Consider the following 16,320-nt stretch of genomic DNA (forward strand, 5'->3'; position numbering starts at 1 on the left):
GTCTGCGCCGAGCCGGTGTGACGGTGGGATCGCCGGTCGCCGTGCTGGTGCCGCGTGGGCTTGAACTCGCTATCGCTTTCCAGGGTGTGTTGCGCTCTGGTGGCGTGTACGTGCCGATCAACCCTGGGCTGCCTGCTGAACGGCTGGCGTTCCTGCTGGCCGATGCCGGTGTGGTCGCGGCCGTCACGACTTCGGCTCTGGACGGGTTCGCCGGTGAAGTGCTGCCGGTGGACGACGAGTCCGCGGTCGTCGGTGAACTTGCTCCGGTCGACCCGAATGCGTTGGCGTACATCGCTTACACGTCGGGTTCCACGGGACGGCCCAAGGGTGTGGCGGTGACCCATGCCGCGCTCTCGTCCTACGTGGCCGGGTGGCGTGACGGACTGCGTGCGCTGGGCGGTCCGGGTGCGGTGCTGTCGATGTCCGGGCCTGGGTTCGACGTGTCGATCGGTGACATGACTCGGGCGTTGGCTTTCGGGCAGCGCGTGGTGTTCTTGCCGCACGATGAGCACGTGACGGTGGAGTCGTTGCACCGCACGCTGGTCGACCACGACGTCGAGGTCGCGGAGATCGTGCCGGGCATGCTGTTGCGCGACCTGGCGGCCTACTCCCGGACGGCTGGGCCGGTGGAGAGCCTGCGCCTGGTGATCTCGGGTACCGATCTGTGGACGCATGACGCGTTGACGGCGGCTGTGCGCGAGGTGGCGCCGAACGCGCTGCCGGGCAACGTGTTCGGTGTGACCGAGGCGGCGATCGACTCGATCTTCCACGCCGTGACCGAGGACCACCCGGCGGCGGTGGTGCCGATCGGTACGCCGCTGGCCGGTGCTCAGGCTTTTGTGGTGGACGGCTCGTTGCGGCCGGCGCCAGTAGGCGTGCCGGGTGAGTTGCTCGTCGGTGGTTCCGGTGTGGCCCAGGGGTATGTGGGCCGGCCGGATCTGACGGCGGAGCGGTTCGTTCCGGACCTGTTCACCGGTTCTGGTGAGCGCCTCTACCGCACTGGTGACCGGGCTCGGTGGCGTGCTGACGGGACGATCGAGTTCTTGGGTCGTGTCGACGAGCAGGTGAAGATCCGCGGTTATCGGGTCGAGCCCGGTGAGGTCGAGGTCGTCATCGGCGATCACCCCGATGTGCGTGATGTTGTAGTGGTGGCTCGTGAAGGTGGGCCTCACGGCGGTAAGCGCCTCGTCGCGTACGTCGTGGCGGAGGGTGAGTTCAGCGGTTCGGTTCTGCGTGCGTGGCTGCGGGAGCGCGTGCCGGACTACCTTGTGCCGTCGGTGTTCGTCGCACTGGATCGCCTTCCCCTGACGCCGAACGGGAAGGTCGACCGTCGCGGTCTGCCCGACCCGGAGCCCGAAACGACGGGTGAGGCCTATGTCGCGCCTCGGACCGCTGCCGAGGAGACTCTCGCGGCGGTGTGGAGTGGCGTGCTCGGTGTCGAACGCGTTGGTGTGCAGGACAACTTCTTCGAGTTGGGTGGCGACTCGATCCTGAGTCTGCAGATCGTGGCTCGGGTTCGCGCCGCAGGTCTGGGTGTGGACGTGGCGGACGTGTTCGCCCACCAGACCATCGCCGAACTTGCTCTCGTCGTGCGGGACGCTCCGGCGGAGTCGTCGGCCGAGCAGGGCGTGGTCACGGGTCCGATTCCGTTCACGCCGATCCAGCGCTGGTTCCTGGCGCAGGACATCCCGGACCGGGACCACTGGAACTGGTCGGGCATGTTCGAGCTGGCGCCGGGCACCGATCCTGGTCGGCTCGGACGGGCGCTCGACGCTCTTGTCGCTCACCACGACGCCCTGCGCATCCGGTTCACGCCCGACGGCCAGCACAACGCCGGTGTCGAGGCCTCCGACGTTCTTCGCGTCGTTGCTGTGGATGACGTGGTCGCGGAGATGACGGCGGCGCAGAAGTCGTTGCGTCTGGCCGATGGTCCGCTGCTCGCCGCCGTCTACTTCGACCGTGGTGATCAGCCTGCGTGGCTTGGGTTGACCGTGCACCACCTCGTGATGGACGGGGTGTCGTGGAACGTTCTGCTGGAGGACCTCGACACTGCTTACCAAGGCGGATCGTTCGCGCCGAAGACGACGTCGTTCCAGGCGTGGGCCGAGCAGCTCCAGACCATCGACGCCGCGGAGGAGCGCGACCACTGGGCCGCTGCGACCGCGGACGTCACGGTCGTTCCGGTGGACGGCCATGGGCCGAACTCCGAGGCGTCCGGTGCGGTCGTGCAGTCGTGGCTGGACGCCGAGACGACGGCGGCGTTGCTGGGCGATGCGCACAGGGCGTATCGCACGCAGGGCAATGATCTGTTGCTGACCGCTCTGGCCCAGGCTTTGGGGGAGTGGACCGGTAGCGATCACGTGACGATCGACTTGGAGAGCCACGGCCGTGAAGGTGCGGACTTGTCCCGCACGGTCGGCTGGTTCACGTCGATCTTCCCGGTGCGGCTCACCCACGAGAGCGATCCGGCGGCGGCGATCAAGGCCGTCAAGGAGGAGTTGCGGGCTGTTCCGCGGCGGGGCGTCGGCTATGGGGCATTGCGTTGGCTGCATGGCGAACTGGCCGACGTGCCGGAGCGTCCGGTGCTGTTCAACTACCTCGGGGCGTACGACGCCGCCGACTCGGCGGGGCTGATCCGCCGGGAGCTACCCGCCGACCTGGCGGGGCCCAGCGAGGGCGAGGGCGGGACGCGCTCGCACCTGTTGCAGCTCGAGGTTCAGCAGAGCGCCGACGGACGGTTGTCCATCGAGTGGTTCCACTCCAGCGCTGTTCACGACACCGCCACTGTCGAACGGGTTGCCGCCCGGTACGTCGAGGCGTTGCGCGAACTGGTCGCACACTGCCGGTCCGCCAGTGGTTTCACGCCTTCGGACTTCCCGTTGGCGGCGCTGGCCCAGCCGGAGATCGACCTGCTGGCGGAGCGCTATCCGCTGGCGGACGTGTACCGGTTGTCGCCGGTGCAGTCCGGCATGTTGTTCGGTGTAGTGGGCTCTCCTGTCGACGGTCTCTACTGGGCGCAGAACGTCTACGACCTGGCCGGTCCGATCGACGTGGAAAAGTTCGCGGCTGCGTGGCGTGAGGTGATCGGCCGGCACGCGCCGCTGCGGAGCGGGTTCGTGTGGGAGGGCGTCAGCGAACCGGTGCAGGTCGTTCCGACCGACATCGACGTGCCGTTGACGACCCATGACTGGTCGGGTCTCGACGAGGCCGCACAACAGGTTCGGCTTCAGGAACTCCTGGACCACGACCGCGCCCTCGGATTCGACCTTGCCCGCCCGCCGCTCATCCGGCTCTACCTCGTCGACCGGAGCAACGGGCAGAACTGGCTGGTGTGGGGCCTGTACCAGGGTTTGTGCGACGGGTGGAGCCTGCCCGTCGTCATGGACGAGGTGTCGGCCGCGTACCAGCGGCAGGCGTTGCCGCCGGTACGTCCGTACCGCGACTACATCGCGTGGCTGGGTCAGCGCGACACTGCTGCGACCGAAGGGTTCTGGCGCACGTACCTCGATGGTTTCGAGGCACCGACGGCACTTCCGGCCGACCGCCTGGCTGCGAGCCATTACGCCCAGGACCGCCGGCGCACGCACCTGAGCGAGAGCGTCACGGCCGGGCTGGTGGAGCTGGCGCGTCGTGAGCGCGTGACGTTGTCGACTGTCGTGCAGGCGGCGTGGGCAAAGGTGTTGTCCGCGTCGTCGGGCGAGGACGACGTGGTGTACGGCCTGACCGTGTCGGGTCGTCCGGCTGATCTGGCCGGGGTGGAGTCGATGGTCGGCCTGTTCATCAACACGCTGCCCGTGCGGGCCGCGGTGCCGGTCGACACGTCGTTCGCCGCGTGGTTGCCCGCACTGCGGGACAACCAGGTCGCGCTGCAACGGTTCGAGTACACGCCGCTGGTCGATGTTCAGCGGTGGTCCGCCGTGCCGCACGGCCGTGCGTTGTTCGACAGCATCGTGGTGTTCGGCAACTTCCCCCAGGAGGAGCTGCCGGAGGACCTGGGCGGGGTGCAGGCCACCGAGTCGGTGGAGCAGGGCAACTACCCGCTGACCTTCGCGGTCGACCTGGAATCCACGCTCAAGATCGAGGCCGAGTTCTCCACGGCGGCCTTCGACGCCGCCACCGTCGAACGGATCCTCGACCAGCTGGTGGTCGTGCTCACCGTGGTCGCGGAACAGCCGGAGCTCGCGGTCGGTGACGTGCCGTTGCAGCGTCCTGAGCAGGCGGCGGAGCTGGTGGCGTGGGGCAGGACGCCGGAACCGGTGACCGAACTGCCGGTGCCCGACCTCGTCGACGGCTGGGCTCATGCGACCCCGGATGCCGTGGCGGTGGTGTGCGGCGAGGAGAGTCTCACGTTCGAGGTGCTGGGCGCTCGGGCCGACGCGCTGGCCGCACGGCTTCAGAGGGCCGGCGTGACGGTGGGATCGCCTGTGGCGGTGCTCGTGCCGCGTGGTCTTGAGCTGGCGGTCGCGTTCCAGGGCGTGTTGCGCTCTGGTGGCGTGTACGTGCCGATCAACCCTGGGCTTCCCGCTGAACGGCTGGCGTTCCTGCTGGCTGATGCCAGCGTGGTCGCCGCTGTCACGACTTCGGCTTTGGACGGTTTCACCGGGGAAGTGCTGCCGGTGGACGACGTGTCCGCGGTGCCTGGTGAACCGCTTGCTCCGGTCGACCCGAACGCCTTGGCGTACATCGCTTACACGTCGGGATCGACGGGACGCCCCAAGGGGGTGGCGGTGACGCATGCCGCGCTGTCGTCGTACGTGGCGGGATGGCGCGACGGACTCGCCGGCCTGGGTGGTCCGGGCGCGGTGTTGTCGATGTCGGGTCCCGGTTTCGACGTGTCGATCGGTGACATGACGCGCGCCTTGGCGTTCGGTCAGCGCCTCGTGTTCCTGCCGCACGACGAGCACGTGACGGTGGAGTCGTTGCACCACACCTTGGTCGAGCACTCGGTCGAGGTCGCGGAGATCGTGCCCGGCATGTTGTTGCGCGACCTGGCGGCTTACTCCCGGACGGCCGGTCCGGTGGAAAGCCTCCGTCTGGTGATCTCGGGTACCGATCTGTGGACGCATGACGCGTTGACTTCGGCGGTGGCCGAGGTGGCACCCAATGCGGTGCCGGGCAACGTGTTCGGTGTGACCGAGGCGGCGATCGACTCGATCTTCCACCCGGTGGGTGACGACCATCCTGCCGCCGTGGTGCCGATCGGTACTCCTTTGGCGGGTGCTCAGGCCTTCGTGGTGGACGGGTCGTTGCGGCCTGTCCCGGTCGGGGTGCCGGGTGAGTTGCTGGTCGGTGGTTCCGGTCTGGCCCAGGGTTATGTGGGGCGTCCGGATCTGACGGCGGAGCGGTTCGTGCCCGGTGCGGCCGGTGAGCGGTTGTACCGCACCGGTGACCGTGCCCGGTGGCGTGCTGATGGGACGATCGAGTTCCTTGGCCGAGTCGACGAGCAGGTCAAGATCCGTGGCTACCGGGTCGAACCCGGTGAGGTCGAGGTTGTCCTCGGTGACCACCCGGACGTGCGTGATGTTGTTGTGGTGGCTCGTGATGGCGGGCCTCACGGCGGTAAGCGGCTCGTTGCGTATGTCGTGGCGGAGGGTGAGTTCAGCGGTTCGGTGCTGCGGGCATGGCTGCGGGAGCGGGTGCCGGACTACCTGGTGCCGTCGGTGTTCGTGGCGTTGGACCGGTTGCCGCTGACGCCGAACGGGAAGGTCGACCGTCGTGGTCTGCCCGACCCGGAGCCCGAGACCTCCGGCGAGGCGTACGTCGCGCCGCGGACCGCTGCCGAAGAAGCTCTGGCCGCAGTCTGGTCACAGGTGCTCGGTGCGGAACGTGTCGGTGTGCACGACAACTTCTTCGAGTTGGGTGGCGACTCGATCCTGAGTCTGCAGATCGTGGCGCGTGTTCGTGCCGCTGGTCTGGGTGTCGACGTGGCGGACGTGTTCGCCCACCAGACCATCGCCGAGCTCGCCCTCGCCGTGCGCGACACCCCGGCGGAGACGTTGGCCGAACAGGGTGTTGTCACGGGGCCGATTCCGTTCACGCCGATCCAGCACTGGTTCCTGGCGCAGGACATCCCGAACCGGGATCACTGGAACTGGTCGGGCATGTTCGAGCTGGCACCGGGCACCGATCCCGGTCGCCTCGCGTCGGCGCTGGACGCGGTGCTGGCGCACCACGACGCGTTGCGCATCCGGTTCACCCCGGACGGCCAGTACAACGCGCCGGTGGAGACCGGGGTCCTGCGTGTGGTCGAGGGCGACCACGACCTGGTCGCGGAGATGACCGTGGCGCAGAAGTCGTTGCGGCTGGCCGACGGCCCGCTGGTGGCGGCTGTGTTCTTCGACCGTGGTCCGCAGCCGGCGTGGCTCGGTGTGACGGTGCACCACCTGGTAATGGACGGGGTGTCGTGGAACATCCTGTTGGAGGACCTCGACATCGCCTACCGGGGCGGTGTGCTGGCGCCGAAGACGACGTCGTTCAAGGCGTGGGCCGAACAGCTCCAGACCCTCGACCCCAGTGCTGAACGTGAGCACTGGACGGCGGCGACCGCGGACGTGGTCACGCTTCCGGCCGACGGCGACGGGACGAACACGGAGGCGTCCGAGGCGATCGTGCAGTCGTGGCTGGATGCCGAGACGACGGTGACTCTGCTCGGTGACGCGCACAAGGCGTATCGCACGCAGGGCAACGACCTGCTGCTGACAGCTCTGGCCCAGGCCTTGGGGGAGTGGGCCGGTAGTGATCACGTCACAATCGATCTGGAGAGCCACGGCCGTGAGGGTGCGGATCTGTCGCGCACGGTCGGCTGGTTCACGTCGATCTTCCCGGTGCGGTTGAGCCGTCACGACGAGCCCGATGCGGCGATCAAGGCGGTCAAGGAGGAGTTGCGCGCTGTTCCGCGTCTTGGTGTGGGCTACGGCGCGTTGCAACTGGTGGATGTGCCGGAGCGGCCGGTGCTGTTCAACTACCTCGGCGCGTACGACGGGAACGACGACCCGGCCGGGTTGATCCGTCGTGAGCTGGACGGTGATCTCGCCGGCCCGACCGAGGGCGAGGGCGGGACGCGGTCGCACCTGCTGCAGCTCGAAGTACAACAGACTGCCGATGGCCGGTTGTCCATCGAGTGGTTCCACTCCAGCGCTGTTCACGACACCGCCACCGTCGAACGGGTTGCCGCCCGGTACGTCGAGGCGTTGCGCGAACTAGTCGCGCATTGCCGGTCGGCCGGTGGCTTCACGCCGTCGGACTTCCCGCTGGCGTCGCTGACCCAGCCCGAGGTCGACGGACTCGCGGCGCGTTATCCGCTGGTGGACGTGTACCGGTTGGCGCCGGTGCAGTCCGGCATGTTGTTCGGTGTCGTGGGTTCTCCTGTCGACGGGCTGTACTGGGGTCAGAGCGTTTACGACCTCGCGGGTCCGATCGACGTGGAGCGGTTCGCGGCGGCGTGGCGTGCGGTGATCGCCCGGCACGCCTCCCTGCGGAGTGGTTTCGTGTGGGAGGGCGTGGCGGAGCCGGTCCAGGTGGTGCTCGGCGACGTCGACGTGCCGCTGACGGCCCACGACTGGTCGGGGCTCGACGAGGCCGCGCAACAGGTGCGGCTGGAAGAGTTGCTGGCGGACGACCGCGCGCTCGGTTTCGACCTGGCCCGGCCGCCGTTGACGCGGCTCTACGTCGTGGACAGGGGCAACGGGCAGAACTGGCTCGTTTGGGGGCTGTACCAGGGTTTGTGCGACGGGTGGAGCCTGCCCCTCGTGATGGACGAGGTGTCCGCCGCCTACCAGGGCGGCGCCCTCGAACCGACCCGGCCCTACCGGGACTTCATCGCGTGGCTCGACGGGCGCGACCCGGCTGAGCCGGAAGCGTTCTGGCGCGAGTACCTGGCAGGGTTCGAGGCACCGACTCCGCTGCCCGCCGACCGGCTGGCCGTGAGCCACTACGCCCAGGACCGCCGGCGCACGCACCTCGACGAGGGTGTGACCGCCGGACTGGTGGCGCTGGCCCGGCGCGAGCGCGTCACGTTGTCGACGGTCGTGCAGGCCGCGTGGGCCAAGGTCCTCGCGGACACCTCGGGTGAGGACGACGTGGTGTTCGGCCTGACCGTGTCGGGTCGTCCGGCCGAGCTGGCCGGCGTCGAGTCGATCGTCGGCCTGTTCATCAACACGCTGCCGGTCCGGACGGTCGTGCCCGCGAACGTGCCGTTCACGTCGTGGCTGCACGACCTGCGGGACAACCAGGTCTCGCTGCAACGGTTCGAGTTCACGCCGTTGGTGGACGTGCAGCGGTGGTCTGCCGTGCCGCACGGCCGTGCGTTGTTCGACAGCATCGTGGTGTTCGGCAACTACCCGCAGGAGGAACTGCCGGAAGACCTGGGCGAGGACTGGTTGCAGGCCACCGAGTCGGTGGAGCAGGGCAACTACCCACTCACCTTCGCGGTCGACCTGGAGGCCACGCTCAAGATCGAGGCGGAGTTCTCCACGGCGGCCTTCGACGCGGTCACGGTCGAACGGATCCTCGACCAGCTGGTGGTCGTGCTGACCGCGGTGGCACAGCGTCCGGGCCTGCGGGTGCAGGACGTTCCGCTGCACCGCCCGGAGCAGGCTGCCGAGATCGTCCGGTGGGGTGGCACGACTGCGCCCCTGACCGAGTCGCCGGTGCCGGATCTGATCGCCGGGTGGGCTTCTTACGAGATCGCGGTGATCTGCGGCGACGAACGGCTCACGTTCGCGGAGTTGGGCGCTCGGGCCGATGCCCTGGCCGCCCGCCTGCAACGGGCCGGTGTGACGGTCGGGTCGCCGGTCGCCGTGCTGGTGCCGCGCGGGATCGACCTTGCGGTGGCCTTCCAGGGTGTGCTGCGCGCTGGTGGTGTCTACGTACCGATCAACCCCGGTCTGCCGGCTGACCGCGTCGCGTTCCTGCTGGCCGACGTCGGCGCGGTTGTCGCCGTCACGGCTGAGGCGCTGGCCGGCTTCACCGGCGAGGTGCTGGCACTCGACGACGCCTCGCCGGTCTTCGACGCGGTGCCGGTCCGCATTGATCCCGGCGCGTTGGCGTACGTGGCTTACACCTCCGGCTCGACCGGCCGCCCCAAGGGTGTGGCGGTGACCCATGGCGCGCTCTCGTCGTACGTGGCCGGGTGGCGTGACGGACTGCGAGCGCTGGGTGGTCCCGGTGCGGTGTTGTCGATGTCCGGGCCTGGGTTCGACGTGTCGATCGGCGACATGACGCGGGCGTTGGCGTTCGGGCAGACCGTGGTCTTCCTGCCGCACGACGAACACGTGTCGGTCGAGTCGTTGCACCACACGCTGCGCACGCACGACGTGGCAATCGCCGAGATCGTGCCGGGCATGCTCCTGCGTGATCTGGCGGCGCACTGCCGCACCGCCGGGCCGGTGGAGAGTCTGCGTCTGGTCATCTCCGGCACGGACATGTGGACGCACGAGGCTCTGACGACCGCGGTTGCCGAGGTGGCGCCTAACGCGGTGCCGGGCAACGTGTTCGGTGTGACCGAGGCGGCGATCGACTCGATCTTCCACCCGGTCGGCGAGGACCATCCGGCGGCGGTGGTGCCGATCGGCACTCCGTTGGCGGGTGCTCAGGCCTTTGTGGTGGACGGGTCGTTGAGGCCCGCTCCGGTTGGGGTGCCGGGTGAGTTGCTGGTCGGTGGTCCGGGTGTGGCCCAGGGTTATGTGGGCCGGCCTGACCTGACTTCGGAGCGGTTCGTTCCCGACGTGTTCGGTGGATCCGGTCAGCGGTTGTACCGCACTGGTGACCGTGCTCGGTGGCGTGCGGACGGGACGATCGAGTTCTTGGGTCGTGTCGACGAGCAGGTGAAGATCCGTGGCTATCGGGTCGAGCCGGGCGAGGTCGAGGTTGTCATCGGTGACCACCCGGACGTTCGTGATGTTGTTGTGGTGGCACGCGATGGCGGCCCGCACGGTGGTAAGCGGCTGGTCGCGTACGTCGTGGCGGAGGGTGAGTTCAGCGGTTCCGCGTTGCGGGCGTGGCTGCGGGAACGGGTGCCGGACTACCTGGTCCCGTCGGTGTTCGTGGCACTGGACCGGTTGCCGCTGACGCCCAACGGCAAGGTCGACCGGCGAGGACTGCCCGACCCGGAGCCCGAGTCGGCCGGTGAGCAGTACGTCGCGCCCCGGACCGCGGCCGAGGAGACCCTCGCCGCGGTGTGGAGCGGTGTGCTCGGCGTCGAACGCGTTGGCGTGCACGACAACTTCTTCGAGCTCGGTGGCGACTCGATCCTGAGCCTGCAGATCGTGGCCCGGGTTCGCGCCGCCGGACTCGGCATCGACGTGGCGGACGTGTTCGCGCACCAGTCGGTGGCAGAGCTGGCGTCGGCCGTGCGTGACGCTCCGGCGGAGTCCCTGGCCGAGCAGGGCGTGGTCACCGGGCCTGTCCCGTTCACGCCGATCCAGCGGTGGTTCCTGGCGCAGGACATCCCTGACCGCGATCACTGGAACTGGTCGGGCATGTTCGAGCTGGCACCCGGTACCGATCCCGATCGGCTGGGCCGGGCGCTCGACGTGCTCGTCGCGCACCACGACGCGCTCCGGATCCGCTTCAGCGCGGACGACCAGCACAACGCTCCGGTCGACGGTGGCGGGCTCTTGCGCGTCACCGACGGAGATGTGGTCGCGGAGATGACGGCGGCGCAGAAGTCGTTGCGTCTGGCCGATGGTCCGCTGCTCGCCGCCGTCTACTTCGACCGTGGTGATCAGCCCGCGTGGCTGGGTTTGACCGTGCATCACCTGGTGATGGACGGCGTGTCGTGGAACGTCCTGCTGGAAGACCTGGAAACCGCCTACCAGGGTGGTTCGCTCCCGCCGAAGACGATTTCGTTCCAGCAGTGGGCGTTGCAGCTGCAGGAGGACGACCCCAGCGCTGAACGTGAGCACTGGGTGGCGGCGACAGCGGACGTGGTCACGCTGCCGGACGCCGGCGGGCCGAACGTCGATGCGTCCGAGGCGATCGTGCAGTCGTGGCTGGATGCCGAGACGACGACGGCGTTGCTCGGCGATGCGCACAAGACGTATCGCACGCAGGGCAACGACCTGCTGCTGACCGCTCTGGCCCAGGCTTTGGGCGAGTGGGCCGGCAGCGATCACGTGACGATCGACCTGGAGAGCCACGGCCGCGAAGGCGCGGACCTGTCGCGCACAGTCGGCTGGTTCACCTCGATCTTCCCGGTGCGCCTGACGAACCAGGAGGATCCCGCGACGGCGATCAAGGCCGTCAAGGAAGAGCTGCGTGCGGTTCCGCGTCGTGGTGTGGGCTATGGGGTGTTGCGCTGGCTGCGGGACGACTTGGCCGACGTGCCGGACCGTCCGGTGCTGTTCAACTACCTCGGCACGTACGACGGGAACGACGACTCGGCCGGGCTGATCCGCCGTGAGCTGGACGGCGACCTCGCCGGCCCGAGCGAAGGCGAGGGCGGGAAGCGGTCGCACCTGTTGCAGCTCGAGGTGCAGCAGAGCGCCGACGGACGGCTGTCCATCGAGTGGTTTCACTCCACGAACAACCACGACACCGCCACCGTCGAACGGGTCGCGGCCCGGTACGTCGAGGCGTTGCGCGAACTGGTCGCGCACTGCCGTTCGGCCGTCGGCGGGTTCACGCCGTCGGACTTCCCGCTGGCCACCCTCACGCAGAGCGAGGTCGACGGGCTCACGGGACGCCATCCGTCGCTTGTGGACGTTTATCGGCTCGCGCCGGTGCAGTCGGGCATGTTGTTCGGTGTCGTCGGCGCTCCCGACGAGGGGGACGGGCTCTACTGGGGTCAGGGTGTCTACGACCTGGCCGGCTCGATCGACGCCGAACGGCTCGCCGGTGCCTGGCGTCAGGTGATCACCCGGCACGCCGCGTTGCGCAGCGGGTTCGTGTGGGAGGGCGTCAGCGAACCGGTGCAGATCGTGCTGGCCGGCGTCGACGTGCCGCTGACCACCCACGACTGGTCGGATCTCGACGAGGCCGCACAACAGCTGCGGCTGCAGGAGTTGCTGGCGGACGACCGCGCGCTCGGCTTCGACCTGGCCCGGCCGCCGCTGACGCGCCTGTACCTGGTCGACCGGGGCAACGAGCAGAACTGGCTCGTCTGGGGCCTGTACCAGGGCTTGTGCGACGGGTGGAGCCTGCCCGTCGTCATGGACGAGGTGTCCGTCGCCTACCAGCGGCAGGCCTTGCCGCCGGTGCGGCCGTACCGCGACTACATCGCGTGGCTCGGTCAGCGCGATCCCGCTGCCACGGAGGGGTTCTGGCGCACCTACCTGAACGGTTTCGAGGCGCCCACCGCACTGCCGGTGGACCGCCTGGCCGCGAGCCACTACGCCCAGGACCGGCGGCGCACGCACCTCCAGGAGAACGTCACCACCAGGCTGGTCGAGCTGGCCCGGCGCGAGCGCGTCACGTTGTCGACGGTCGTGCAGGCGGCGTGGGCGAAGGTGTTGTCCGCGTCGTCCGGCGAGGACGACGTGGTGTTCGGCCTGACCGTGTCGGGTCGTCCGGCTGATCTGGCCGGGGTCGAGTCCATGGTCGGCCTGTTCATCAACACGCTGCCCGTGCGGGCCGAGATCCCCGGCAGGACGCCGTTCTCGGCCTGGCTGCACGAGCTGCGGGACAACCAAATCGCGCTGCAACGGTTCGAGTTCACACCGCTGGTCGACGTCCAGCGCTGGTCCGCGGTGCCGCACGGACGCGGGTTGTTCGACAGCATCGTCGTGTTCGGCAACTACCCGCAGGAGGAAGCACCCGCCGACAGCGGCGAGGAGTGGGCCGACGCCGTCGAGTCGGTGGAGCAGGGCAACTACCCGCTCACGTTCGCGGTCGACCTGGAATCTACGCTCAAGATCGAGGCCGAGTTCTCCACGGCGGCCTTCGACGCCGCCACGGTCGAACGCGTTCTCGACCAGCTCGTCGTCGTGCTCACCGCCGTCGCCCACGAGCCGGGACTGGCCGTCGCCGACCTGCCGTTGCAGCGTCCGGAACAGGCAGCGCGGCTCGTGGCGCAGGGGGAGACCCCGGCGCCGATCGCCGAACTGCCGGTGCCCGAGCTGGTCCAGAGCTGGGCCCGCACCGGCGCCGTGGCCGCGAAGTGCGGCGACGAGCGCCTGACGTTCGCCGAACTGGACGCCCGCTCCGCCGGACTGGCGGCACGGCTCCAGCACGCCGGAGTGACGGCGGAGTCGCCGGTGGCGGTGCTGGTGCCGCGCGGGATCGACCTGGCGATCGCCTTCCAGGGCGTGCTGCGCAGCGGTGGCGTGTACGTGCCCGTCAACCCCGGCCTGCCGGAGGAGCGCCTCGCGTTCCTGCTCGCCGACGCCGGTGTGGTCGCGGCGGTCACCACCGAAGCCTTCGCGGGCGAGCTCGCCGGGTTCACCGGTGAGGTGCTCGTGCTGGACGGCACGGTCATCGACGGTCCGCCGGTGCGGATCGACCCGGAAGCGTTGGCTTACATCGCCTACACGTCGGGGTCGACCGGACGGCCGAAGGGAGTGGCCGTGACTCACGGCGCGCTCTCGTCGTACGTGGCGGGATGGCGTGACGGACTCGCCGAGCTGGGTGGGCCCGGTGCGGTGTTGTCGATGTCGGGCCCCGGTTTCGACGTGTCGATCGGTGACATGACCCGCGCGCTGGCGTTCGGGCAGACGGTGGTGTTCCTGCCGCACGACGAACACGTGTCCGTGGAGTCGTTGCACAGCACGCTTTCCGGTGACGGCGTGGCGATCGCCGAGATCGTGCCGGGCATGCTCCTGCGCGACCTGGCGGCGCACTGCCGCACGGCCGGTCCGATCGACGGCCTGCGGCTGGTGATCTCGGGTACGGACATGTGGACGCACGACGCGCTCACCACCGCCGTGGCCGAGGTTGCGCCGAACGCGTTGCCGGGCAACGTGTTCGGTGTGACCGAGGCGGCGATCGACTCGATCTTCCACCCGGTCGGCGACGACCACCCGCAGGCCGTGGTGCCCATCGGCACCCCGCTGGCCGGTGCCCGCGCCGTCATCGTCGACGACGCGATGCGGCCTGCCCCCGTCGGTGTTCCCGGTGAGCTGCTGGTCGGTGGTCCGGGTGTGGCTCGCGGTTACGTGAACCGGCCCGACCTGACCGCGGAACGGTTCGTGCCGGACGTCTTCGGCGCGGCCGGCGGCCGGTTGTACCGCACCGGTGACCGGGCTCGGTGGCGTGCCGACGGGACGATCGAGTTCCTGGGTCGTGTCGACGAGCAGGTCAAGATCCGCGGCTACCGGGTCGAACCCGGCGAGGTCGAGATCGTCATCGGCGACCACCCCGACGTGCGTGATGTTGTTGTGGTGGCACGGGATGGCGGCCCGCACGGCGGCAAGCGACTGGTCGCCTACGTCGTCGCGGAAGGCGAGTTCAGCTCGAAGGAACTGCGGACCTGGCTGCGCGAGCGCGTGCCGGACTACCTCGTCCCGTCGGTGTTCGTGGCGCTGGAGTCGGTGCCGCTCACGCCGAACGGCAAGGTCGACCGCAAGGGCCTGCCCGACCCCGAGCCGGAGACGACGGCCGAAGTCTTCGAGGCACCCCGGACGTCCGTCGAGGACGTGCTGGCCGAGGTGTGGGCGCAGGTGCTGGGCCTTGAACGCGTTGGCGTGCACGACAACTTCTTCGAGCTCGGCGGCGACTCGATCCTGAGCCTGCAGATCGTGGCACGCACCCGTGCCGCCGGCCTGGGCGTCGACGTGGCGGACGTGTTCGAACACCAGACCATCGCCGAGCTGGCCCCTGTCGTGCGGGACACCCCGACCGCCATGCTGGCGGAGCAGGGTGTCGTCACCGGTCCCGTCCCGCTCACCCCGATCCAGCACTGGTTCGTCGAGCAGGACATCCCGGACCGCGATCACTGGAACTGGTCCGGCGTGTACGAACTGGCCTCCGGCACCGACCCGGAGAGGCTCGCGCGGGCGCTCGACGCCGTCGTCGCCCACCACGACGCCCTGCGCATCAGGTTCCGCCAGGACGGGGACACCTGGGTGCAGGACAACGACGGTGAGCCGACGCAGGTCCTGCGCGTCGTCACCGCCGGCGACGACGACGAGGTCGTCGCACACATGACGCGGGCGCAGACGTCGTTGAGCCTGGCGGACGGTCCGCTCCTCGCCGCGCTCTACTTCGACCGCGGCGCGGAACCGGCCTGGCTGGGGCTCACCGCGCACCACTTCGTCATGGACGGCGTGGCGTGGAACGTCCTGCTGGAGGACCTGGACACCGCTTACCGGGGTGGACCGCTCGGGCCGAAGACGACGTCGTACCAGCAGTGGGCCGAAGTGCTGCACGCCGACAACCCGGAAGCCGAACGCGCTCACTGGGCCGCGCAGACCGAGCGGGTCATGACGGTGCCCGCCGACGGCCACGGTGCCAACACCGAGGCGTCGGCCGAAACCGTCCGCACCTGGCTCGACGCGAAGTCCACCGAGGTGTTGCTCGGTGAGGCCCACAAGGCCTACCGCACGCAGATCAACGACCTGCTGCTGGCCGCTCTGGTCAGGACGCTGGGCGAGTGGGCGGGCACCGGCGACGTCACGATCGACCTCGAGAGCCACGGCCGTGAGGCGATCGCCGACGGGGTCGACCTGTCCCGCACCGTCGGGTGGTTCACGTCGATCTTCCCCGTGCGCCTGCGTCACCAGCGCTTCGGTGACGACGGTGAGCTGATCAAGACGGTGAAGGAACAGCTGCGCACCGTGCCGCGCCGTGGCGTCGGCTACGGAATCCTCCGTTATCTGGAACGCGACGACAATGTTGTCGAAGCGCCTGCGCGGCCAGTTCTGTTCAACTACCTTGGAGCGTTCGACGCAGCAGGCGACGACGCGGTCGGCCTGATTCGCGAAGAACTCTCCGCTGACCTGTGCGGACCGACGGAGAACGAACAGGGGAACCGTTCGCACCTCCTGCACATCGAAGCCGAGCAGACGCCGGACGGGCGCCTGCTGGTCGAGTGGTATTTCAGCACCAACGTGCACCGGGAGGCGACCGTGCAGCGGCTCGCGACCCGCTATGTGACCGTGCTGAAGGAGCTGGTCGAGCACTGCCAGTCCGGGGCCGGCGGCGTGACTCCGTCGGACTTCCCGCTGGCCAACATCGATCAAGCGAGTCTCGCCGCCGTGCTCAAGCAGATGGGAGGGTGATCAAGTAAAGCTCGGGGGCACCTAGCGCACTGGGGTCTGCGCATCTGGGGGAATGAATTACACGGTGATGAACGGTTCTATTCGGCGTGCCAATTTAAATTGATCATGGCCGCCCTGAATGACCCTCATGCGAATGTCTTATGACTGGTCATGGGGAATGGCTTGA

At 69.0% G+C, this 16,320-nt stretch carries 1 protein-coding gene (cut by a window edge); it reads left to right on the forward strand.

The genetic code is table 11. From position 1 onward, the window contains the following. On the forward strand, positions 1-16,154 hold the 3' portion of the coding sequence (locus LX88_RS16590; protein ID WP_258948672.1) for a non-ribosomal peptide synthase/polyketide synthase. Its footprint begins 14,722 nt before the window's first position; 16,154 of the gene's 30,876 nt are visible here — the last part of the coding sequence; the start codon falls outside the window, past its left edge; the stop codon is at positions 16,152-16,154. Positions 16,155-16,320: the final 166 nt, after the last annotated feature.

This window comes from Lentzea californiensis (genome assembly GCF_024648825.1).
Taxonomy (GTDB): domain Bacteria; phylum Actinomycetota; class Actinomycetes; order Mycobacteriales; family Pseudonocardiaceae; genus Lentzea; species Lentzea californiensis.